Below are 22326 nucleotides of genomic sequence, written 5' to 3' on the forward strand. Positions count from 1 at the left end.
TCGCACTTATGATGCTAACGTTACCAAGTTGTAAGAAAAGCCGATCGGACCTGGGTAAGGTGCTATACCAAAAAACCAAGAATAAGGTATTTAAAGATGCCACTCCCGAGGGCCTCGCCGAGGTATTTAAAACCGTTTTGGCCGAAGAGAAAACCAAGGTGAGTAACCCTAAGCTCATCAGTGCCTTTTATGAAGAGAATGACTACGACCCCATTTTTGTGATGGATCACATCTTCAACGGCGATGTAGACCTGACGGCAAACTACTTCGAGAAAGTGAACCAGCACGGCCTGGACCCAAAGATGTTCAACGCAGATAAAATAACCGCGTTGGTGGCCAAATTTAAGGATAAGCGTGCCATCAAAAACATCGACGAGGCTTACCGCGATATTGCGCTGCTGGAGATCACCACAGCTAACTCGCTCATTAATTATTCCAACGCTTTGCAATACGGTATTTTAAGTCCGCGCAAAATTTACCAGAGATATTATACCGAAACCAAACGCCCTGATAGTGCCGGAATGTCGAATATCCTTCATGTTACCAATATGAAAGCATACCTGGATAGCATACAACCTAAAGACCCACAATATCTTGCTCTGCAAAAGGCCCTAATGGATGGTAGTGTTGCCCCGGGTATGAGCAAAGAGGAAACCACCCGCTATCTCGTGGCTAATATGGAGCGCCTTCGCTGGAAAAACAAACCCAGTCAGACCCGTTATGTAATCGTTAACATACCGGATTATCGCCTTGATGTGATGGACAACGGCCGCTCGGTACTGAATATGAAGGTGTGTGTAGGCGAGGGTCGTAACAAGGACAAGGAGAATACATTGGTTGATTATGACGAAAGCGACAAGATTGACCGCCCCTTCAGCCGTGAAACGCCGCAGCTAAACAGCCTGATACACAGCGTGCAGGTAAACCCGGTTTGGAACATACCGCAAAGCATAGCCAGTAAAGAGATTATGGTAGAAGCCGCCAAAGACCGCTACTACTTATCTAACAAAAATATCGACGTGTACGAGAATGGCAAAAAGGTGGATGACCCCGAAACTATTGATTTTGCCAACGCACCTAAAGATAAATATGAGTTTAAGCAACGCCCCGGCGATGATAATTCTTTGGGCAAGATAAAATTCCTTTTCAATAACAAAAGCAGCGTATACCTGCACGATACTCCAGCCAAAGAGCCTTTTAACTGGCCCATGCGCGCTGTAAGCCATGGCTGTATACGTTTAGGTAATCCGCAAGGCCTTGCGGAACAACTATTTGGCCCGGGTGCCACTTACGACAAAATTGCCAAAGCCATGGGCGAGGATAACCCCGAGCCGACTACCATAGGGCTGCCAACCAAAATGCCGGTGTACATAACCTACGTTACTTGCTGGGTAGATGATAAGGGCGTTATGCAGTTCCGCCCGGATGTTTACGGCTTAGATATCGTGCTGTACGGACATCTGCAACGTTTTTTGGCAAGCAATGATCAGTTAGCGCAATTGTAACTTCTGCACACCTTCTCCATCGCGTCATTGCGAGGCACGAAGCAATCTCTACGCAAGCAGAGCGATTTGCAAATCCGACCTTCGAATTGGGAGATTGCTTCGTTCCTCGCAATGACGCGGGGTAATAATAAAGCCCGGTACCATCGCTGATACCGGGCTTGCTATTTTGTTTACTTATCAGGTTAAAGAGACGCTACTCGCGACGAATCTGCAGAGATAGTAGCCGGCGCGTTAGGCATCAGGTAATTTAAGGGAGCAGTTGGGTCTAATAGTTTAGACGTGTAATTACTACTGCTTCCATTGATGAATAACATAGATCTGCCTTTAATCGTATTGATTACCAAATCAGAAACAGCAGGGCTTACCGCCGGGCAGCCAAAGCTGCGGCCAAGGCGGCCAATTTGGTTTATGGTATTCTGGCAAACGTAATCGGCAGCATGTATTACAATGCCACGCGCCAGTGCTGCGTTGTTAACGCCAGCATCCAGCCCATCTAAACGCAGCGAACGACCATGCTTACCAATGTACACATCCTGGGTTAAATAAAAACCAAGGCTGCTTTGGTGCGATTCGTTGTTGTTAGAGAATGCGGTTGCCATATCGTTGCCGCTTCCTTGCCCGTGGGCAACCCACGTGTTTAGCAGCAAACTTTTCTTAACCACATCTATAATCCACATGCGTTTTTCACGGCTGGATTTGTTGAAATCTACAACCGTAATCACTTCGCTATTCTGCAAAAGCTTATTTGAAAGCTTAAGGTTCAAATAGCCGGTTATGGCTTTCTGGAATACGGTAATATCCATACCAGTTTGCTGCAACTGCGCAGTTTGGTAAATATCATTCACGTACTGCGTAAAGTATTCTTTTGCATTTATCGGAGTAGATTTTACTTCGATATTTTTTGATGCGTTCGATGGTTTCCAACTGATAACAGAAACGGAAATCAACATCAAAACGCAAATAGCCCACCAAAAATGTTTTCTCATAACTTATACGGTTTAATCCAATAATTTAATCAATACAGGGAACGCGGGAACAGGATTTGTTGGTTTACAAATTGTGATTTGTTATAACAAATATACGCAAGTTAGTTAAAAATATTGTCAGGACAAAGCAATTGTGTACTTAAATGATAAATATTTTCCATTTGGTTAACATCGATTGAATCAACGATCATCGCCCTGGGCCAAGTAAAATCATGCATGGACACGTTCTATTGCCGGGCTTATCCCCTACTGCGGCAGCGCTTCAACCTTCAAATAACGGAAAGTATCCGGTACTACCGAAAACACACCTGGTTTGCCTGCGGAGAACGATAACCGGATAATGGCAGAAAGCCGGTCATGAACCTTATCGTTGGCGTTGTGCGTATGGAAAACATACCAAAGCTTGCCATCGGCAGCTGTAAATATATCGCCATGGCCTGAACCGTTATGACCTGTATTTGTACGGCTAAGGATCGGGTTAACGCTGTATTTCGTCCATGGCCCGGTTGGCGATGCCGAGGTGGCATAGCCTACTGCATAATCGATGTTCCTGAAATCGTTTGCAGAATAAAGCAGATAGTATAACTTACCCATTTTAATTACCGTTGGCCCTTCGGAAACCGGCCAGTTCGTTTTTGCGGTATTTTCCCAACCGCGCTCTGCGTGCAAGCATTCCACAGCGGTCGACTCATCCATCGCCGTAAAGTCCTCGTTTAGCCGGGCTACGAAAATGCGGTTGCCGTTTTGCAGGCGCACATGGTAAATGTATAATTCGTCGCGTTTATCCTTGAAGATAAAGGGGTCTATTTGTTTACCCTCTTCAGATAATGGCTTGATGATGCTTTGCTTAAAAGGGCCTAGAGGACTATCGCTTTGGGCAATGGCAATGTGCTCATTGGCGGTATAAGCCATATAATACTTGCCTTTGTGCTTGAATACCTGCGGTGCCCAAAAGCCTTTGGTGCCGTAGCTATCGCCCATAAGCAAGGCATTGTTTTTATGCCGCTCCCATTTAACCAAATCGGTTGATGTGTACACCGCAAAGCCGTCGGGCCGGCCGGTGCCGTATAGGTAATACACGCCTTTTTCCTGAAAGATGGTAGGGTCAGCGAGGCGGATAGCTTCGGTTTGTGCTTGTGCGTGACTGCTGAGTGAGAGAAAAATGAATAGTACGGCGAAGAGTTTGTAGCGCATGTGGATGGAATTTGTACTCATGATACTCTTTTTTTATAATGGAAGTATCCTTATGCGTTTCTTATCTTCGTCAATTACAAGCAGTGCACCTTTTCCAGCAGTTTGCTATAAAGTTGCATAGATGGAATCACAAGTTTTGTGAGACGGTCAACAGTTACATTCTAGGTCGAACTTGTACGACGCTTGGCTTTTCTGCGTTGGTGTGTGCAAGAGCTGTACCAAAATCAAGATCGCGGGTAAAAATTACATGGTTATTCGTTTTAGCCTATTGCATTATTGCACTCTCTAGATTTTCATGCGCCCGTGAGCGGAACTTCAATTTCTTACGAACGCCAGGCGACGTATGACAAAGTCTGCATTATGTCTTCCTGTTGCAGGTAAGGATACATTTGCAATATTTCTGAATTGCTGATGCCAGACGCCAACAAACCAATTATAGTACCCACAGTCATCCGTAGCCCCTTTATACAGGGCTTGCCACCCATAATTTCCGGGTTAAGTACTATCCTGTCTAAAGTTTTCATCGCATGCAGTTCTTTACTAACAAAAGTACAATAAATTAGCCTAAACTTCTTCTGTCGAGAGTCGCGTAGTCGCATCGAAATAAGCTTTGACAACTTTCAGAAAGTTGTCAAAGCTTAAAACATCTTAATATATCGCCGGAAATTTACCGGGGTTGGCTTCGTTCATCATGCTGTAAACCACTTCTACCACATCATCCAAAGATGGTTTGCTGAAATAGTCGCCGTCGGTGCCGTAGGGTGGCCTGTGTTCGGCACCGCTAAGGGTACGGGGCTGCGAGTCGAGCGAGTAATAGCCTTTTTGCTTCTCTATCACTTTTTGCAGGATATATGCCGAACCTCCTCCCGGCAAATCCTCATCAACCACCAGCAGTTTATTGGTTTTGCGCAGCGAATTCGCACATACGTTATCGGTATCGAAAGGATATAAGGTTTGCGGGTCGATCACTTCGATATGGATGCCCATTTTCTCGAGTTCTACAGCAGCCTCCAGTACAATGCGCAGGGTTGAGCCGTAGCTTACCACGGTAATATCTCCACCCTCTTTCAAAACCTCGGCTTTGCCCAGCGGCACCGTAAATTCGCCTACGTTTGCAGGCAATTTTTCCTTTAAACGATAACCATTGAGGCATTCAATCACCAACGCCGGCTCATCGCCGCGCAGCAGAGTATTGTACATGCCTGCAGCCTGCGTCATATCCCTCGGCACGCAGATGTGCATACCACGCATGGAATTGAGGATGGTGCCTAGTGGCGACCCGGAATGCCATATCCCCTCTAAGCGGTGCCCGCGCGATCGTACGATAAGCGGTGCCTTTTGCCCGCCCATGGTGCGGTAGCTTAGGCTGGCCACATCGTCGCTTAAAACAGTAAGGGCGTAAATCAGGTAATCGAGGTATTGTATCTCGGCGATGGGGCGCAGACCGCGCATGGCGAGGCCAAGGCCCTGCCCTATGATGGTAGATTCGCGGATACCGGTATCGGTAATGCGCAGATCAGAATACTTGGCCTGCAAACCGGCAAAGCCCTGGTTTACATCACCAATGGCACCTACGTCTTCGCCAAAAGCTACGATACTTTTATCGCGCTCAAAATTGGCATCGAAGCAAGCGTTAAGTACCTCGCGGCCATCCAAAAGACGGGCATCATCGGCGTACTCGGCTTTTACAACCGGCACCAGCAAGGGCGAGTGCGGCGTATTGCTGAATAATTTAGAATTGTAGCGTTCCTTATTTTTTTCCAGTTCGGTACGCAGATAATCTACCAATACCTTGCGTTCGTAAGAAGTACTTTCGGCCACGGTGAGGCGCAGGGTCTTGCGTATGGCCGAAATGGTATCCCGGCGGCCGGGATCAATGCTGCTTTGCAGACCGCGTGTTATATCCAATAATTCGGCATGTAGCGGCGAGTACTCGGCAACATTCTCTATCAATTCTACTACCTCGTCTATCTCTGCTTTTATCTCGTCCTCCAGTTCGGCCCAGGCCTCTTTCTGGCATTCGCGTACGTGCTTTTTGGCAGCAGCTTCCAGTTCGTCAATTTCTTCGGTGGTAATAATAGCCGATGCTATCATCCATTTGCGCATCTGCAACAGGCAGTCGTGCTCCTCTTCCCAGGCAAGCCTGTCTTTACTTTTATAGCGTTCGTGCGATCCAGAGGTTGAGTGGCCCTGCGGCTGGGTCATCTCTATTACGTGTATCATCACGGGTACATGTTCCTCGCGGCATATTTTGATGGCGCGCTCGTAAGTTTCGCAAAGGGCTACGTAATCCCAGCCACGCACTTTAAATATTTCGTATCCTGCGCCACGGGCATCGCGCTGGAAACCACGCAACACTTCCGAGATATCTTCTTTTGTAGTTTGCAGTCTTGCAGGTACGGATATAGCATAGGCGTCGTCCCAAATAGAGATAGCCATAGGCACCTGCAGTACGCCTGCGGCGTTGAATGCTTCGAAGAACAAACCCTCGGAGGTTGCACCATTGCCGATGGTGCCGAATGCTACTTCGTTACCGTTTACCGAAAATTGCTTCAGGTATTCCAGCTCTTTATTCTGGCGGTATAGTTTAGATGCATAAGCCAGACCCAACAGGCGTGGCATGTGCCCGCCCGTAGTAGACAAGTCCGACCCTGTATTTTTGGTTTCTACCTGGTTTGTAAAGTTCCCTTCTTTATCAACAAAACGCGTAGCGTAGTGGCAGTTCATTTGGCGGCCGCCCGATGCAGGATCTTTCTCAATATCAGGGTGAGCATATAGCTGGGCAAAAAACTCCTTAAGGTTGCTCATGCCGGTGGCAAACATAAAAGTTTGGTCGCGGTAGTAACCGGCGCGCCAGTCGCCCTTGCGGAACGCCTTGGCCATAGCCAACTGGGCCACTTCCTTACCATCGCCAAAGATGCCGAACTTGGCCTTGCCTGTAAGTACTTCGCGGCGGCCCAATAAACTTGCCTGCCGGCTTTCGTAACCCACGCGGTAATCGCCGATCACGATATTCTTGAAATCGTCAAAACTGAGTTCGGCAGCATTTAGCTCGTTGCCTGGGTGTATTACAGTTTCGGGCATACAAAATTTTGTTTAGGCGGTAAAATTATAAAATTCTATTCTGTTTTTATTATTGGTAGTTGTAAAACATATAGTTTGTGCAATAGTTTTTAAATTAGGTTAAACCATTTATATTTGTAACAATCAAACAGGTAATTATGAAAAAAATAATGATGATATGCGCAGTTTTTTTAGGCCTGGCCTTCACTGCAAATACTGCCATGGCGCAGGACGACACCAAAGCGGAGTTTAAATTTACCGAAGAAAAACACGATTTCGGCAAGATACCGCAAGGTACACCGGTTACAACCGTATTCGAGTTCATGAATGTTGGGCAAGAGCCACTGATTCTGACTGATGTGCGCCCTACCTGTGGCTGCACCATTGCCGACTATACCAAAACACCGGTATTGAAAGGCGCAAAAGGCAGCATCAAAATTACTTATAACGCACTAAACGCTTCGGCATTCAACAAAACCATCGTGGTTACTTCTAACGCAAAAACACCTACCAAATATTTAACCATTGTAGGCGAAGTGATTGCGAAACCGGCTGCAAGCAGCAAGTAAAGGCCCTACCCAAACCCTCACCGGAAGGGAGGATTGAACAAAATATGTAAGGCATCGCTGTTAGCGGTGCCTTTTTTTGTTGATTTAGGGTGTTCCACTTTATGGGAAAAAATTGTATTTTGATGCCTGCGGAAGCCGTGCAAGATAAAAGGAGCGCGATTGGGCTATGATTTTTTTACTAATTTTGCCCCATGCCAAAAATTTCGCAAAAAGGGCAGCGCATGCCTGCCTCACCAATACGTAAGCTAACCCCCTTTGCCGATAAAGCAAAACTGGAGGGTAAGAAAGTATATCATCTGAACATAGGCCAGCCGGATATTGAAACGCCTGAAGGCATGCTAAACGCTATCAAAAACATCGATTTCAAAGTATGGGCCTACACCCCATCTGAAGGTACGCTGAGCTACCGCAAAAAACTTACAGAATACTACAATAAACTGGGTTATGATATAGCGCCCGAAAATATCATTGTAACGACAGGAGGCTCAGAGGCCATCACCATAGCCATGCTCAGCTGCCTGGATGATGGCGACGAGGTAATTATCCCCGAGCCATTCTACGCCAATTACAACGGCTTTGCCAACCAAACCGATGTGGTGGTGAAACCGATATTATCCTACATCGATAATGGCTTTGCCCTGCCCCCAATCAGCGAATTCGAGAAACTGATAACCGACAGAACGAAGGCCATCATTATTTGCAATCCCAATAACCCAACCGGTTACCTGTATTCCCAAGAGGAACTGGAGGCCTTAAAAGAGCTGGCACTTAAATACGACCTGTACTTATTCAGCGACGAAGCCTACCGCGAGTTCTGCTACGATGGCCGCACCTTCACCTCTCCTATTCACCTGAGCGGACTGGACGAGAATGTGATCGTAATGGATACCGTAAGCAAGCGTTACAGCGCATGTGGTGCGCGCCTAGGCTGCCTGATCACCAAAAACAAGGCTGTAATAGCTACTGGGCTGAAATTCGCCCAGGCACGCTTATCGGCCGGGATGGTTGAACAAATTGCGGGCGAAGCCGCCGTAGATACGCCCGACGAATACTTTACCGCCGTAAACACCGAATACACCAAACGCCGCGATACGTTGGTAAGTGCGTTGAACAAAATAGATGGCGTGTACTGCCCCAACCCGGGCGGTGCGTTCTACGTGGTAGCAAGGTTCCCGATAGATAACGCGGATAAATTTTGTCAGTGGATGCTCGAAAGCTTTAGCTACGAGAACCAAACAGTAATGATGGCCCCCGCAACAGGCTTTTACAGCACACCCGGCGCAGGCGCAAACGAGGTACGCATGGCCTACGTAATTAACAATGATGATTTGAATAAAGCAATGGTTGTATTAGCCGAAGGCTTGAAAGCGTACCCGGGGAGGGTGTAATAAAGACGCAAAGCTTAGCAACAAAGCACTAAAAACGTATATAACTATCCGGATCGAGGATATAAAAAATTACCGAAGCGAAAAGAACGGCGGCCCCCGCCAACAATAGCAGCGGGGCCACCATTTTTGAGCTTAAATTATCCACCATAAAGTTTCTAGGGTTGGTAGGATCGTAAACGACCTCAACCTTTTCCCCGAGGCTGTAGGCAGACGGGTTACTTGCGAAAAGATCGTAATCTGCCGAGATAGGCCCGGAGTCGATCGTTTTAAAATATATCACCGGATAAAACGTTGCTTGCCTGTTGTTGGTGATCCAACTCCAGCGCTTTATTTTTATCTCTTCAACCTTCCCTTGTACACGAATGCCGTTTTTGAGCAATTTATTGAACTGCACTCGTTTACCGTTTCCATAAACCAGCACAAACAGCCCGGCAATCGCGCCAAATAATTCGCAGTAGGTGCGGTCTGATATATCTAAGTTGATCATTTTAAGCCTGCTGAATGATTATAGCATGGGTATTTTTTCCTATCTATAGAAATGTACGGAGAATCATACATCCATATAACAACATAAGTAAACCAAAAACAGCCAAAACCCAGCCCAACTTTTCGCCTGATCCGTCATTGATGATTATCTCCCGTTTGTCTTTCGGGTCGTATATAACAATTACCTTGTCATTCACTGAATATAGGCTTGGCCTGCGATGTACAGCATCGTAATGTGTAGTAATAATTTCATTTTCTAATGTAGTATAAGTTATTACCGGGTAATAAACCGGCTGATTATCCGTACCAGCAAGCTCGACGATTTTTGTCACTTCGCCCTCTACCCAAACACCCTTTTTCCTGAATATCGCACGCCTAACAAGCCTGCCAATACCGCCATAAGTAACCAATAAACCTATTGCAATAACAAGGGCACAATTAAAATAACTATTATGAACAACTGTTTGTGTATAAGAATAATTTGCCGCAGCAACAAAATCGATCATGGGTTAGGTTTGTATTATACCTACGTTAAAGGCTTTTTCTATCGGCGCATGGTTGGCCGCTTCGATACCCAAAGATATAACTTTTCTTGTTTCCAGCGGGTCGATAATGCCATCTACCCAAAGCCTGGCAGCTGCATAGTAAGGCGTAGTTTGGGCGTTGTAACGGTCGGTGGTTTGCTTTAGCAGTTCGGCTTCTTTGGCCTCGTCTACCTCTTCGCCTTTTGCTTTTAAGCCTGCTGCCTGCATCTGTACCAGTACCTTTGCTGCCTGCGCCCCGCCCATCACGGCTATTTTGGCCGATGGCCAGGCGTAAATAAGCCTGGGATCGTAGGCTTTGCCGCACATGGCGTAGTTGCCTGCGCCGTAAGAATTGCCTATTACGATAGTGAACTTGGGTACTACGGAATTAGCCACGGCATTCACCATTTTGGCACCATCTTTTATGATGCCGCCGTGCTCGCTGCGGCTGCCTACCATAAAGCCGGTAACATCCTGCAAAAACACTAACGGTATCTTTTTCTGGTTGCAGTTCATGATAAACCGTGTAGCCTTATCGGCACTGTCGGAGTAAATCACCCCGCCGAATTGCATCTCCCCTTTTTTAGATTTGATAACCTTACGCTGATTGGCCACGATGCCCACCGCCCAACCATCTACCCTGCCAAGGCCGCAAATAATAGACTGACCATAACCCGCCTTGTATTCCTCAAAGGCTGAATCATCTATCAGGCGAAAGATAATTTCGCGCATATCGTAAGCTTTCTCCCGGATATCGGGTAGGATGCCGTAGATGTCTTTTTCGTTCAATTTCGGAGCAGAGGGCTTGATACGGTCGAAACCGGATTTGGTGTAATCGCCCACTTTGTTCATGATATTGCGGATAGAATTTAGGCAGGCCTTATCGTTGGGGTGCTTATAATCAGTTACGCCGCTTATCTCGCATTGGGTGGTGGCACCGCCCAGGGTTTCGTTATCCACCTCCTCACCTATAGCCGATTTTACCAGGTACGATCCCGCCAAAAAAACTGAACCAGTGCCTTCAACAATCATCGCCTCATCGCTCATGATGGGTAGGTACGCCCCGCCAGCCACGCAGGAACCCATAATTGCCGCTATTTGGATGATTCCCATGCTGCTCATCTGCGCGTTGTTGCGGAAGATACGGCCGAAGTGCTCTTTATCGGGGAAAATCTCGTCCTGCAAAGGCAAATACACTCCTGCCGAATCTACGAGGTAGATGATAGGCAGGCGGTTCTCCATGGCTATTTCCTGCGCACGCAGGTTCTTCTTAGCCGTAATGGGGAACCATGCCCCGGCCTTTACGGTAGCATCATTAGCCACAACGACGCACTGCCTTCCGCTTACGTAGCCAATGCCGCAAACCACGCCGCCGCTGGGGCAGCCACCGTGCTCGGCATACATGCCGTCTGCGGTAAAGGCACCAACCTCCAGCCAGGGCTTATCATCATCCAGCAAGTAGGCTATACGTTCGCGGGCAAGCATTTTGCCTTTTTCTTTTTGTTTGGCGGCGGCTTTTTCACCACCGCCGAGATATATTTTTTTTAGCCGGGTGTTAAATTCGTAAACGAGTTGTTTATTAACGTCCTCATTCTTATTAAATTCCAGATCCATATAATGGTTATAATAGGTATGGTAATGTTAGGAAAATAAAAGCAAAAACCTATGCATGCATAATAAATTAATGAGTACAAATTGCGTAATTGGCACTAATTACATTAATTTTGAGTTGCCAATTGTCCCAAATAAACCCAATCGATGAAATTCTGGTTGATTATGAAGAGAACCGCTCTATTGATATTCCTTTTAATTTGTTCCGCCGCCAGTTCCTACGCCCAATACACATTCGATATCAAAGAAAAAACTTTGGCGTATGCCCGCGGCTTTGAAGAAGCGGCAGACGGCATCCCTACCGAATTAACAACCACCTTTCTGAGTGGCCCCCACATAGGTCAACCAGAGGTATATCGGCGCAAACAACAATCAATGCCTGATTTGCTGGTGTATTATTTCCCTAATGGATCAGATTCTACGCTCAACCAGGTTTTATACGAATGGGATGATACTAATTTCGCCAATAATCAGGATGCGATAAAACAGCCTTTAACTGCCTTACAACCCTATATTGATCATTATTTATCCATCCAAAAGCAGGTTGAGGCAATTTTCGGCAAGCCGGAAACAACAGGCTCGCTTGATGATAAAGCGTTGATAGAAACAGGCAGGTTTCAGCGTAAAGATAATTTCACTAAGGATGGCGTGTCTGTTGAGATGTATATCGTGCTATCCAACAAGCAGGAAACCAACGGCATCGTAAGCATTATGCCCACGCATAGGGTGAGGATGTATGTAAAGACGGTTACGCAGTAAGCAGTTGCCGGTTTGCAGCTGGCAGTTGGCAGTTTTTATTTAACTGCAAACTGCCCATTGACAACTGCCAACTGACCTTACGTCAAATTCCTGTCTCTAAACCACACTTCATCGGGCGCTATGTCAATTGCATCCATCAGGTTAATGAGTTCTACAGGATCGGCAGAGCTGAGCACCAACGCGCGGTTTGCAGGTTTTAAATAGCGTTGCTCAACCATTACGTCCATTTGCTGCAATAAGCTATCATAGAAACCATTTGTATTCAGGATGCCTACCGGATGATTGTGCAACCCTAATTGCAACCAGGTAAGCACCTCGAAAAATTCTTCCAAAGTGCCGAAGCCTCCAGGCAGCATCAGGATGGCATCGCAAAGGTCATTCATCAATTGCTTGCGCTGGTGCATATTCTTTACGATGCGCAGTTCGGTAATTCCCTTGTGCCCAACCTCTTTATCCATCAAAAACTGCGGAATAATGCCGATAACCCTGCCTCCCCTGGCCATTACCGCATCGGCCAGCAGGCCCATCACGCCAACGTTGCCGCCGCCATATATCAGTTCTATACCGCGGCCAACCATAACGTCCGCTAGTTGCCCGATGGATTGCTTCAAAACAGGGTCGCCGTTGAAGTTGGCGCCGCAAAATACGCAGAGGGATTTCATGCCGTAAATATAAAAGTAAAATGCATGCCAAATAATGATTTCGGTTGCGCTTGTAACTCTTTTAACCTATTTTTATCTTGTTTCTAAACCAATATTTCACACATGAAAAAAGCCCTTATTTTATCTGTAGTTTTTTCTATAAGCTGCCTGGTATCGTTTGCCCAAAGCATCCTTAACCCGCAAGTTGGGACGCAAGACGATGGTGCCTGCAAAATAACCAAAATAGAAACCGACAAGTTGTATACCGCCGTAACCTTCGAGGCAGTAGCCGGCAGCGATAGTGCGTGGGTGCAATTGAACAAAGAGATTTATATCCAAACCGACGTAGGTAATGCACATTATAACTATGTAAAATCGGAGAATATCCCTATGGTTCCTCAACCCAAGCATTTGTTTAAAAAAGCGGGAGATAAACTTGAGTTTAAAGTCTATTTTCAGAAGATCCCGCCGGCATCTAAAACGATAGACGTAATTGAAAGGGCCGGCAATGGATACGACGGCAGTGCTTATTTTAACTTTTACAACGTAAGCCTAACTGAATCTGAAATAACGCCTAAGACAATAGACGGGAAAATTATAGGCCCAGGTGGGGGCTTTGGCATGCCTTTGCCCGACGGCGGCGGAACCGGTAGCGACCCTTTTGGGGGCATGGGTGGCATAGGCGGAATGTATAAAAATATGATGAAAGGTATAATGGACGCGCAGATAAGCTATTATAAAGAACCTGGAAAAATGGCCGAACTTGCAAAGCTGAACAAACAATACTTTGATGCCCTTGTAAAAGAAGGCTTCACCGAAGACCAGGCGCTAAAACTGGTCGCCGCATCGGGGCTAGGCCCAAAATCGGGCATGGGCGATAAATAATGTACTATTTGCCTTAAGCAAAAAGGGGAGCAAAATTGCATCCCCTTTTTGTTTGATAATAATAAACTAACCTCCATGCTCCACCACTTAACCACTATCGGGTGTAATTCGGTGCTTCCTTAGTGATGGTAATATCGTGCGGATGGCTTTCGCGCATACCGGCTGCGGTTATGCGCACGAATTTAGCCCGTTGCAGGTCCTCAATATTGGCAGCACCGCAGTAATGCATACCGGCACGTAAACCGCCAATGTACTGGAATATCACCTCGGCCATATTGCCTTTGAACGGCACACGACCTACGATACCTTCAGGTACCAATTTGGTTACCACATCGGTTTCGTCCTGGAAATAACGGTCTTTAGAACCCTTTGCCATCGCTTCTACCGAACCCATACCTCGGTATGATTTAAATTTACGGCCTTCATATATAATGGTTTCACCGGGTGATTCTTCCACACCTGCGAATAATGAACCTGCCATAATTGAGCTTGCACCTGCGGCGATTGCTTTTACGATATCGCCCGTTTGCTTAATACCGCCATCTGCAATAACAGGCACACCGCGGCCTTCGAGTGCTTTGGCGCATTCATAAACAGCATATAACTGCGGAACACCTACACCCGCGATAATACGCGTGGTACAGATTGAACCCGGACCAATACCAACTTTAACAGCATCAGCACCAGCATCGGCAAGGGCAATGGCAGCATCGGCGGTAGCAATGTTACCCGCAATTACCTGTAACGTTGGATAAAGCGCTTTAACAGCCTTCACCATTTCAATAACGCCTTTTGAGTGACCATGGGCTGTATCAACTGTTATCACGTCCACACCGGCGTTGTATAAAGCCGTTACACGGTCGATATTATCAGAAGCTACACCGACAGCTGCTCCAACGCGTAAACGACCGTACTGGTCTTTACAAGCATTAGGAAAGTTCTTGACTTTTTGGATGTCTTTATAAGTAATGAGGCCAACAAGCGTACCGTGAGCGTTTACAACCGGTAACTTTTCAATTTTATTGGCTTGAAGTATATTAGCGGCTTGAGCAAGGTCGGTACCTTCAGGAGCGGTAATCAAATTAGTTTTAGTCATTACCTGGCTAACCGGAACCGTCAAATCCTTTTGGAAGCGCAGATCGCGATTGGTGATAATGCCTTTTAGCTTGTGCTCGGCATCGATAACGGGGATACCGCCGATGCTGTATTCACGCATCATATTAACGGCATCTGATAAGATTGCATCTTCCAGCAAAGTAACAGGGTCCTGTATCATCCCGCTTTCAGACCGCTTTACCTTACGTACCTCATCGGCCTGCTGCTGTATGGTCATGTTTTTGTGCAGCATGCCTATACCACCTGCCTGAGCAATGGCAATGGCCAGGCCTGCTTCGGTAACGGTATCCATCGCTGCCGAAATGATGGGGATGTTTAAACGGATAGTCTTTGTTAAAAAAGTACTCGTGTTAACTTCGCGCGGTAATACTTCTGAATAAGCGGGGAGTAGTAAAACGTCGTCGTAAGTTAATCCTTCGGCAACAAATTTAGATGGGTCTAACTGCATAGCAAATAATTATTTTGGAGTTATTATTTGCCGGGCAAAGGTATATTTTTATTTCGGAATTTGGAATTTACATTTTCAATTTAATTAAACCTTACAATAAACTGATTATTGAGCCCGCTGTGAAGGCATTTGATAAATAACCCGATCACTGCTTTTTAGTTCATGTTAAATATTTATATTTACACTAAACCTTATCTAGTGATCATGAAAAAAAGTAGTCTATTTTGTTTATTTCTGCTGCCCCTCGTTTCATTTGCCCAATCAAATTTCAAAAGCGGCTATATTCTTAATTTAAAAGGAGATACATTACATGGCTTTGTCAATTACAAGGAATGGGGGCATAACCCGAAGGATTTAGATTTCAAAGATGAAATTGGTGGCAAGTCGAAATCATACGGATTGGAAGATATAAGCCACTTCGCCATTGATGGCTACGTTAGTTACTATCGGTACACTGTGCGTATTAGTTTAAATAAAATCGATATAGCTTCGCCTCCCGCACTTTCAGATACCAGCTCCACCATAGAGACCGTATTTTTAAAAACTATTCAAAAGGGAGATAAAATTACGCTGTTTGCCTATCGGGATGATTTAAAGGAGCGGTTTTATATAAAAGAAAACAACACGCTTGTACCAACGGAATTATTTTATGGCGTTTACCAGGACCCGAATGGCTCCAACAGCGTAATTGACAAAAACACTTTTAGAGTACAGTTAGCCCTTTTTGCTCAAAAGTATATGGTAGATGCAGTAAAAGTAATTTCGCAAACGCAACAAGCGGCCTATAAAGAAAGCGACCTGGCAAACCTATCGGCAAAAATAAATGGTAACGCAGAATCAAAACCTGTAGGTATGGCTAATAAGTCACCAGTTCGATTTTTTGTAGGAGCAGCCTTTATTTCAAGTACACTAAATTATTCAGCTAACGGACCGTATTATGATCCACAACCCGCCAAGGCGAGTTCGCCAAAAATAATTGCTGGGTTAGATGTTCTGACCAATCCCGATATAGGCCATTTAATTTTCAGACTGGAGATGGGCTATTCGGTAAACAATTTTGATATTATTGATAAACCAAACCCTATTTACAATGTAGCCGCCTACGATGAAAATATCATCAAGCTTAAACAGAATGTAATTTCAATTACACCGCAAATAATTTACAATGTTTACAATGCCGAAACACTAAAGTTGTTTGTTGACCTGGGCTACGGAGTTAATGTAGTATCATACAACACCACCAAAGTTACGGTAGTTGTGCAGGGCAAACCAACAAGTAGTACGTCAAAAATAAAAAACAGCTCAGATTTGAACGGCAGTTATACCACATTTCAATTTAAGGTTGGTGGCGTAATTAATAAGCACCTGGAAGTTTATGGCAGCTATTTTCCAAATGCCGAAATAACTAAATCTGCAAACTATAGTACGAGTTTAAACTCGTATCAACTCGGTTTAAATTATTGTTTTTGAACCAGATAAACTATTAGTATTTGCCTACTACCACCTTATAAAAATTGTCAAAATCCCAGTACTTGTTGGCCAGCGCTTTCAGTTCTTCAGATGTGGCACTTTTGACTGCCGCAGTGTAGCGGTCGTAATAATCATAATCCAAACCTGCGAAATAGAGATTTTTAAATTTATCGGCATGCGAAAACACATTCTCCAGGCTACCTAAGAGCGAGCCGAGCATAAAGTTTCGCACCAGCGATAGCTCTTCGTGAGGTATTAAATCCTTTTTAAGTAGGTTTACCTCTTTTTCTATTTCATTAACGGCAGAGTGGGAAACATCTGCCCCTACTTCTGAAGCAATAAAGAACGAGCCGCTTTGCTTAAATGAACTTATACCCGAGCCAATGCCGTAGGTATAACCCTTATCTTCGCGGATGTTGGCCATCAGCCTCGATCCAAAGTAGCCGCCTAAGACCGTATTAAGCACCTGCATAGCGGGAAAATCGGGATGTGTGCGGTTGATGAAAGGCGTACCAATACGTATGGCAGATTGTAATGCGCCTGGCTTCTCGGTATAAAAAAATCTTTCTGATGATGGCTCCAATACGGGCTGCATAATATCTGCTATCGCTGGTTGGTTCTCCCAACCGGTTTCAAAAGTATCTGTAAGCAGGGCCATTGCCTCTTTGCTTACCTTGCCGGCCACAACCATAGTACAATTGGCGGGCTGATACATTTCTTTAAAATGCGCCTGCAAATCCTCCTGCGTAAGGCTTTGAAAATCTTCCGGTTGAGCAGCCAGCCCGTAAATGGTATCGCCGTTGAGTGCTTTATTAAAAATACGACGGGCCACAAAATCGTTCTTTTGAAGGCTAACCTGCAGTTTTTGCTGCTGGTTGCGTACAAAAGTATCCAGTTCCTTTTGTGGGAAAACTGAATTGGTGATGATATCCTTAATCACCGGCAAGGTGCTTCCCAAATACTTGGTAAGCGTATAAAGGGTAACCTGCGAATGATCGTAGCTATAATCAACCTGCAAAAATGCACCATAAAAGTCTATATGGTCAGCTATCTGAGCGGCCGTCGTGATGGTGGTACCATCGGTAAGCATGGTATTAGTGGCCACATTTAACAAGGGCTTAGCCACGTTAAAACGTAAGTTGTTGAATATCCACTCAATGCGCAGCAAATCCTGTCCGCCCGAATTAAAGGAATAAACATCACAGCCGTTGGCAAGCTTGATGTGCTCGGGCTTTATTAAAGTTATATTTTCCACCCCATTGAATTGAGGCGCTTGTTTTCTGTTTAAGACTGTCATTGAGTCGTTTATCTGAATCAGAATTTTCAGGATTTGAGAATTTTCAAAATCCTGCCAAACTCATCATCTGTTAATTCTTTAATTCTGAAAATTCCGTTTCGAGCACCTCTTCGGCTTTGTCCGCCAGGTACACCAACGTTGAAGAATTGTCTTTCCTGAACAACTTGTTAGCCTGCTCTTTGATATCGGCCGAAGTTACGGCCAGATACTTATCCGTCTCGTAATTTAGGTTATCGGCATCGCCCATCAGCTCATAAAAGGCCAGGTTCATGGCGTTATCCAAAAGCGACATCTCCGAAAAAGCCTTTATCGATTCGGTTTTATTTTTCACCTTAGTTAGCTCATCTACAGGCACTTCCTCCTGTTTCAATATCTCCAATTCCTGCCAAAGAGCGGCCTCTGCATCTGCTATCGCAACGCCTTCGATTGGTTTTCCCTGCATTACAAACATGCCTTTATCCAGGCTTTCGGTAATATAGGCATGCACCTCGCTGAACAATTGTTTATCCTTTACCAGCCTTTTATACAACCTGGACGAGTTGCCGCGCGACAGGATATCCGACATCAGATCCACCGCATGGAAGCTACTATCCAGCCTACCCTCCATCTGGAAAGCGATATATAGGTCATTTAAAGGCACTTTGGCCGTAACCGCTTCCCTGCGTTCTTCGTGTTGCGGGGCCTCAACAGGCAAGTTTCGCACGTACTTCTCCCCCGCAGGTATCGGGCCGAACCATTTCTCGGCCAGCTGTTTTACCTGTTCGGTTTTTACATCGCCGCCTACTACCATAATGGCGTTTTGCGGATTGTAATGCTTTTTGAAGAAGGCTTTAACATCCTCTATACGAGCATCTTCGATATGTTTTATTGTTTTACCTATCGTAGCCCAACGATACGGGTGCTGCTTATATACCAGAGGGCGTAGCTTCAGCCATACGTCGCCGTAGGGCTGGTTAAGATAGCGTTGTTTAAACTCTTCTATCACCACATTGCGCTGTACTTCAAGGCTTTTTTTGCTGAAAGCGAGGCTCAGCATACGGTCACTTTCCAGCCAAAATGCGGTCTCTATATTAGCCGATGGTAACGTGATATAATAGTTGGTGATATCGTTGCTGGTGAACGCATTGTTCTCACCACCAACACGTTGCAGTGGCCCATCATAGTTGGGGATGTTTACCGAACCGCCGAACATCAGGTGCTCAAACAGGTGTGCGAAGCCGGTTTGTTCGGGGTCTTCGTCGCGCGCGCCTACATCGTAAAGGATGTTGAGCACCGCCATGGGGGTGGTACTATCTTCGTGAACGATAACCCGAAGGCCATTATCCAGCGTGAACCGGTTGAATTTAACCATGTAATAACAAATATTTAACCCGACAAATGTATAGTTTTTGTTGAGGTTGTTGCAAGGTTGGAAGGTTGAAATGTTGTAAAGTTTTCGTTTTTTGACCGGAGCGAAAACTGATTTAAACGGGCTTGATGCAACTCCATAGTTGTCAAAGTGACCTATTGATCGCTAAAAAAAACATTGATTTCCGGAGTTTTTTCGGTGCTTTTCTGTGGTTTTCTGCGATTTTCGTTAAAAAAAGCGTCCATTTTGGTCTCGTTTTGCCCATCTTAAAAAAACAACCATCAAATGGTGATTTTTAATAAGATTGTCTATAATACCAGTTTTCGGCGACAATCATTTTTTTGCGGCGATCAAACAGATTTACAAAAAAAGCACCGGGCATCGTCCAATATTTATAAATTACATTTTCTAATATCAACCCAATGCTGAGCCAGGACCAACTGATACAGGAACTTTATAAAACATTCGGCAAAACCAAAATTGCCAAACTAACGGCTATCATCAATGAACAGTCTTTGGATGTAAACACCCTTATCGACCTCACCTTCCACGCGGATAAAACACTTGGCTTCCGCGCCATGTGGTTGCTGGATAGTGTGATGCTGAGCGATATTACGCGTTACTCTGCCAAGCTTCAATATTTGCTATCGCGCATCAAAGATGTGCGTAACGAAAGCTGCAAGCGCCACTATGCCCGTATCATGATGCACATGACTATGGCAGATGCCCCGGAGGTGGTTAAGGCCGCGCTACAGGATATTAATCTGGAAGATACGGTAGAGCAATTCTTCGACTGGATAATAGACCCCAACGTAAAAGTGGCCGTAAAGATATTCGCCGCAGATACCCTTTTTAACCTGCGCCACCGTTACGATTGGATCACCGATGAACTGGCCAACCAGGTTGCCTTTATGCTGCGCGATGGCGGACCGGCTATTCAATCCCGGGGCAGGAAGCTGCTGGCTGCACTGGGGAAAAAGTAAGCAGTTGACAGTTTGCAGTGGGCAGCAAGATAAAGTTCCCAGCAGGCAGTTGACGGTTTGCAAATTTTTAAAATGCAAACTGCCCACTGCTCACTGCTCACTGCAAACTAAAAAAACTACTCCACAGGTCTGTCGCTGCCGTGCAGGTTGGTGCTTACCTGGTTATGGTGCAATTTAGCTGCTATGGCCGATGAACTGTCGTTTGCGTACGTACCATAGGCGTTTATCAAAATACCCTTCAGGTTATATTTGGCCGAACTGATGGCGTAAACGATGGACATATCCGACGGGTTGCTCTGCCCCTCGAACCTGTAGAACTCGTCTATCTCGAATTCATCGACCGCCATGTGTATGTTTTTATCTTTATCGTCAATAGTGTCGCCTTCAAGGCTAAGGTTAGCTTCGTATCCGCGTTTGGTGAGGTCATTAGTGGCATCCACTAAGGTTTCGAAATTTTTCATACGATGGTAGTTTGTTGTTGGTGTGATGTTGTACCACTTAAACCCAAAACCGTGCCGCAATGTTTTGCCGCGGCATTTAAAGCTTCTATCGTGGCCATCTCTACAACTTACCTCTAAGAAAAAATATATTGACCCGCCAGGCGGCGGGAGTCCCTTTGTTTTGGGCAGGGCTGCATTTGTAAATACAATTCGAGGTAGTGATCAATTACTATTCATCGCCTTGATCACGTTACGGGTAAGCCGTTGCAGCAATGTAGCGTCCTCGGTAATTATCTCGGCATCGGCCATCATACCCTGTTTGATCTGGACCGGCTTTTTTAGATCGGATGCCGTATGCGATTTTAAAACAACTTTGGCGGTAAATATACTATCCTTAAAAGGCACATCATTAATATAGCTGATGGTGCCTTTCAACATACCATACTCTTCAAAGGGGTAGCTTTTTAACTTTATTAATACCGCTTGCCCTTGTTTTACTTTGCCAAGATTGTTTTGCGGGATGTTCATTTCGCCAAAAAAATGAACATTATGGGAGTTGATGTAGAATACCTCCTGTGAGGGCGAAACCATCTGGTTCTCCTGGATGGTTCCTGCAAAAGAAACTTTACCCGCCTGCGATGCCGTTAAAATATATTTATACTTCCAGTCTTCGGCCTGGCTTATCAAACTATTTAATGCCTGCAAAAATTTGGACTTATCTTCTAATACCTCATTATTCAGCTCTAATATCTCTTTTTGTTTGTTTAAATAATTGGTATTGGCAGCAATGAGAGAAGCGTCTGTTTGCAATAGCGGCGCTTTGCGGCTGAGGTATTTACTTTCCTGCTGCCTTAATTCGGCGGGTGTTTCAACTCTTTGCTGGGCCAGCTTTTTATGCATACTGTAATCCTCTTCGGCAATGTTTAAATCTCTTTGCTGCAGGGCCTTTTCGGCTTCCAACTGGGTTATTTGTTTTTTTAAGCCAATCATGTCTTTTTGCAGATAAACCCGCTTTTTTAACAGGAAGCCATTGTTTACAGATGCCGTATAGGTGAGGTAAGCCTGGGTAAACGTTTGGTACGATGCTTGTAACTCGCCAAGCCCCCCGTTGCCGGCAACGCTAAAGCCGACGAAGGCGGTGATGGTGCCCGCTGAAATTTGCCCCTGCATTGTTTTTAGCTGTGCTAAAAGCGCAATTACTTTCTTATGGTCGGCTGTGCTTTCCAGGTAGGCCAAGGGCTGCCCGGCGGTAACCATTTCATCGTTTACCACCAAAAGCTTCATTAGTCTGCCGGTAATTTTGGGTACCACGGGTTTTGCCACATCGGGCGAGCTTAGTTTCAATTGCGTTTTAACAATATCGGGATATTTTATAAACGCAGATAAACTTATCAGCAATACTATAATACAAAAAAACAAGGTAATGCCCCAGCGCAAAATCCACGATGGTACCGCTGTGATAATATCCTGCATATCATCGGTATGGCGCTGGTTATCTGCTGTTTGGTTAATGGTAAAAGGCATAATTATGAAATTCTAAATCCGAAGGGCTAAATGCTAAATTCTAAATCCTAAAACCTAAATCCGAAACGCTAAACTCGAAATACTAAAAC

General features: G+C 45.3%; 20 protein-coding genes. 7 read left to right on the forward strand and 13 right to left on the reverse strand.

The features are described from left to right. Nucleotides 1–8: 8 nt before the first annotated feature. Nucleotides 9–1505: a L,D-transpeptidase scaffold domain-containing protein gene (locus tag E2R66_RS12740; RefSeq protein WP_240049315.1), complete on the forward strand. Its 1497-nt coding sequence runs from the start codon at nt 9–11 to the stop codon at nt 1503–1505. A 182-nt stretch (nt 1506–1687) separates the two neighbouring features. Here the strand turns inward: E2R66_RS12740 and E2R66_RS12745 are convergent, their stop codons facing one another. From E2R66_RS12745 to E2R66_RS12760, 4 genes are all read right to left on the reverse strand, one after another. Continuing rightward, nucleotides 1688–2491, reverse strand: coding sequence for a murein L,D-transpeptidase catalytic domain family protein (locus tag E2R66_RS12745; RefSeq protein WP_133231241.1), 804 nt, complete (start codon nt 2489–2491; stop codon nt 1688–1690). Nucleotides 2492–2737: 246 nt separating this feature from the next. Next, on the reverse strand, nt 2738–3706 hold the full coding sequence (locus E2R66_RS12750) for a glycoside hydrolase family 43 protein (RefSeq protein ID WP_204985917.1): 969 nt from the start codon (nt 3704–3706) through the stop codon (nt 2738–2740). A 302-nt stretch (nt 3707–4008) separates the two neighbouring features. After that, nucleotides 4009–4209 carry a DUF433 domain-containing protein gene (locus E2R66_RS12755; protein ID WP_133231239.1) on the reverse strand — a complete coding sequence of 67 codons (201 nt, stop codon included), beginning with the start codon at nt 4207–4209 and terminating at the stop codon, nt 4009–4011. 124 nt (nt 4210–4333) lie between these two features. After that, nucleotides 4334–6769: an alpha-ketoacid dehydrogenase subunit alpha/beta gene (locus tag E2R66_RS12760; protein ID WP_133231237.1), complete on the reverse strand. Its 2436-nt coding sequence runs from the start codon at nt 6767–6769 to the stop codon at nt 4334–4336. A gap of 137 nt (nt 6770–6906) precedes the next feature. Between E2R66_RS12760 and E2R66_RS12765 the strand changes: the two genes are divergently transcribed. Further along, a complete protein-coding gene (locus E2R66_RS12765; RefSeq protein ID WP_133231235.1) occupies nt 6907–7317 on the forward strand; it encodes a DUF1573 domain-containing protein in 411 nt (136 codons plus the stop codon). 191 nt (nt 7318–7508) lie between these two features. Further along, the gene (locus E2R66_RS12770) at nt 7509–8705 is read left to right on the forward strand and encodes a pyridoxal phosphate-dependent aminotransferase (protein ID WP_133231233.1); all 1197 of its coding nucleotides are present in this window, start codon (nt 7509–7511) and stop codon (nt 8703–8705) included. Between the two features lie 28 nt (nt 8706–8733). On the opposite strand, the gene E2R66_RS12775 is transcribed toward E2R66_RS12770, so the two are convergent. From E2R66_RS12775 to E2R66_RS12785, 3 genes are read right to left on the reverse strand one after another with little or no spacing between them, the layout of a single operon-like run. Next, the gene (locus E2R66_RS12775; RefSeq protein WP_133231231.1) at nt 8734–9192 is read right to left on the reverse strand and encodes a DUF3592 domain-containing protein; all 459 of its coding nucleotides are present in this window, start codon (nt 9190–9192) and stop codon (nt 8734–8736) included. A gap of 43 nt (nt 9193–9235) precedes the next feature. Further along, complete coding sequence (locus tag E2R66_RS12780) at nt 9236–9697, reverse strand: DUF3592 domain-containing protein (protein ID WP_133231229.1); 462 nt, start codon at nt 9695–9697, stop codon at nt 9236–9238. A 3-nt stretch (nt 9698–9700) separates the two neighbouring features. Then, on the reverse strand, nt 9701–11329 hold the full coding sequence (locus E2R66_RS12785) for an acyl-CoA carboxylase subunit beta (protein ID WP_133231227.1): 1629 nt from the start codon (nt 11327–11329) through the stop codon (nt 9701–9703). A 162-nt stretch (nt 11330–11491) separates the two neighbouring features. Between E2R66_RS12785 and E2R66_RS12790 the strand changes: the two genes are divergently transcribed. After that, the gene (locus tag E2R66_RS12790) at nt 11492–12085 is read left to right on the forward strand and encodes a hypothetical protein (RefSeq protein ID WP_133231225.1); all 594 of its coding nucleotides are present in this window, start codon (nt 11492–11494) and stop codon (nt 12083–12085) included. 77 nt (nt 12086–12162) lie between these two features. Here E2R66_RS12790 and E2R66_RS12795 read toward each other — a convergent pair whose 3' ends face one another. Continuing rightward, nucleotides 12163–12747 (reverse strand): LOG family protein, encoded by a 585-nt coding sequence (locus E2R66_RS12795; protein ID WP_133231223.1) that lies wholly within the window; start codon nt 12745–12747, stop codon nt 12163–12165. Between the two features lie 102 nt (nt 12748–12849). Between E2R66_RS12795 and E2R66_RS12800 the strand changes: the two genes are divergently transcribed. After that, the gene (locus E2R66_RS12800) at nt 12850–13611 is read left to right on the forward strand and encodes a hypothetical protein (RefSeq protein ID WP_133231221.1); all 762 of its coding nucleotides are present in this window, start codon (nt 12850–12852) and stop codon (nt 13609–13611) included. Nucleotides 13612–13705: 94 nt separating this feature from the next. On the opposite strand, the gene guaB is transcribed toward E2R66_RS12800, so the two are convergent. Next, nucleotides 13706–15175: an IMP dehydrogenase gene (gene guaB, locus E2R66_RS12805; protein ID WP_133231219.1), complete on the reverse strand. Its 1470-nt coding sequence runs from the start codon at nt 15173–15175 to the stop codon at nt 13706–13708. A 162-nt stretch (nt 15176–15337) separates the two neighbouring features. On the opposite strand from guaB, the gene E2R66_RS12810 reads away from it, so the two are divergent. After that, a complete protein-coding gene (locus E2R66_RS12810; RefSeq protein ID WP_133231217.1) occupies nt 15338–16645 on the forward strand; it encodes a hypothetical protein in 1308 nt (435 codons plus the stop codon). A gap of 13 nt (nt 16646–16658) precedes the next feature. Here E2R66_RS12810 and E2R66_RS12815 read toward each other — a convergent pair whose 3' ends face one another. Both E2R66_RS12815 and E2R66_RS12820 read right to left on the reverse strand, forming a co-directional pair. Next, nucleotides 16659–17942, reverse strand: coding sequence for a M16 family metallopeptidase (locus tag E2R66_RS12815; RefSeq protein ID WP_133231215.1), 1284 nt, complete (start codon nt 17940–17942; stop codon nt 16659–16661). 70 nt (nt 17943–18012) lie between these two features. Then, a complete protein-coding gene (locus E2R66_RS12820) occupies nt 18013–19293 on the reverse strand; it encodes a M16 family metallopeptidase (RefSeq protein WP_133231213.1) in 1281 nt (426 codons plus the stop codon). 419 nt (nt 19294–19712) lie between these two features. Here E2R66_RS12820 and E2R66_RS12825 point away from each other — a divergent pair, with 419 nt between their 5' ends. Next, nucleotides 19713–20273, forward strand: a complete 561-nt coding sequence (locus E2R66_RS12825; protein WP_133231211.1) for a hypothetical protein — start codon at nt 19713–19715, stop codon at nt 20271–20273. A 116-nt stretch (nt 20274–20389) separates the two neighbouring features. On the opposite strand, the gene E2R66_RS12830 is transcribed toward E2R66_RS12825, so the two are convergent. Beyond that, nucleotides 20390–20734 (reverse strand): phosphoribosylpyrophosphate synthetase, encoded by a 345-nt coding sequence (locus E2R66_RS12830; RefSeq protein ID WP_133231209.1) that lies wholly within the window; start codon nt 20732–20734, stop codon nt 20390–20392. A 201-nt stretch (nt 20735–20935) separates the two neighbouring features. Beyond that, on the reverse strand, nt 20936–22237 hold the full coding sequence (locus E2R66_RS12835; RefSeq protein ID WP_133231207.1) for an HlyD family secretion protein: 1302 nt from the start codon (nt 22235–22237) through the stop codon (nt 20936–20938). Nucleotides 22238–22326: the final 89 nt, after the last annotated feature.

Origin of the sequence: Mucilaginibacter psychrotolerans, from assembly GCF_004519315.1 — a bacterium.
GTDB classification, from domain to species: domain Bacteria; phylum Bacteroidota; class Bacteroidia; order Sphingobacteriales; family Sphingobacteriaceae; genus Mucilaginibacter; species Mucilaginibacter psychrotolerans.

Bases quoted from the DNA above. Each gene is read 5' to 3' on its own strand.
- E2R66_RS12740 (WP_240049315.1), top strand. From the start codon at position 9: ATGATGCTAACGTTACCAAGTTGTAAGAAAAGCCGATCGGACCTGGGT.
- E2R66_RS12745 (WP_133231241.1), bottom strand. From the start codon at position 2,491: ATGAGAAAACATTTTTGGTGGGCTATTTGCGTTTTGATGTTGATTTCC.
- E2R66_RS12750 (WP_204985917.1), bottom strand. From the start codon at position 3,706: ATGAGTACAAATTCCATCCACATGCGCTACAAACTCTTCGCCGTACTA.
- E2R66_RS12755 (WP_133231239.1), bottom strand. From the start codon at position 4,209: ATGAAAACTTTAGACAGGATAGTACTTAACCCGGAAATTATGGGTGGC.
- E2R66_RS12760 (WP_133231237.1), bottom strand. From the start codon at position 6,769: ATGCCCGAAACTGTAATACACCCAGGCAACGAGCTAAATGCTGCCGAA.
- E2R66_RS12765 (WP_133231235.1), top strand. From the start codon at position 6,907: ATGAAAAAAATAATGATGATATGCGCAGTTTTTTTAGGCCTGGCCTTC.
- E2R66_RS12770 (WP_133231233.1), top strand. From the start codon at position 7,509: ATGCCAAAAATTTCGCAAAAAGGGCAGCGCATGCCTGCCTCACCAATA.
- E2R66_RS12775 (WP_133231231.1), bottom strand. From the start codon at position 9,192: ATGATCAACTTAGATATATCAGACCGCACCTACTGCGAATTATTTGGC.
- E2R66_RS12780 (WP_133231229.1), bottom strand. From the start codon at position 9,697: ATGATCGATTTTGTTGCTGCGGCAAATTATTCTTATACACAAACAGTT.
- E2R66_RS12785 (WP_133231227.1), bottom strand. From the start codon at position 11,329: ATGGATCTGGAATTTAATAAGAATGAGGACGTTAATAAACAACTCGTT.
- E2R66_RS12790 (WP_133231225.1), top strand. From the start codon at position 11,492: ATGAAGAGAACCGCTCTATTGATATTCCTTTTAATTTGTTCCGCCGCC.
- E2R66_RS12795 (WP_133231223.1), bottom strand. From the start codon at position 12,747: ATGAAATCCCTCTGCGTATTTTGCGGCGCCAACTTCAACGGCGACCCT.
- E2R66_RS12800 (WP_133231221.1), top strand. From the start codon at position 12,850: ATGAAAAAAGCCCTTATTTTATCTGTAGTTTTTTCTATAAGCTGCCTG.
- guaB (WP_133231219.1), bottom strand. From the start codon at position 15,175: ATGCAGTTAGACCCATCTAAATTTGTTGCCGAAGGATTAACTTACGAC.
- E2R66_RS12810 (WP_133231217.1), top strand. From the start codon at position 15,338: ATGTTAAATATTTATATTTACACTAAACCTTATCTAGTGATCATGAAA.
- E2R66_RS12815 (WP_133231215.1), bottom strand. From the start codon at position 17,942: ATGACAGTCTTAAACAGAAAACAAGCGCCTCAATTCAATGGGGTGGAA.
- E2R66_RS12820 (WP_133231213.1), bottom strand. From the start codon at position 19,293: ATGGTTAAATTCAACCGGTTCACGCTGGATAATGGCCTTCGGGTTATC.
- E2R66_RS12825 (WP_133231211.1), top strand. From the start codon at position 19,713: ATGCTGAGCCAGGACCAACTGATACAGGAACTTTATAAAACATTCGGC.
- E2R66_RS12830 (WP_133231209.1), bottom strand. From the start codon at position 20,734: ATGAAAAATTTCGAAACCTTAGTGGATGCCACTAATGACCTCACCAAA.
- E2R66_RS12835 (WP_133231207.1), bottom strand. From the start codon at position 22,237: ATGCCTTTTACCATTAACCAAACAGCAGATAACCAGCGCCATACCGAT.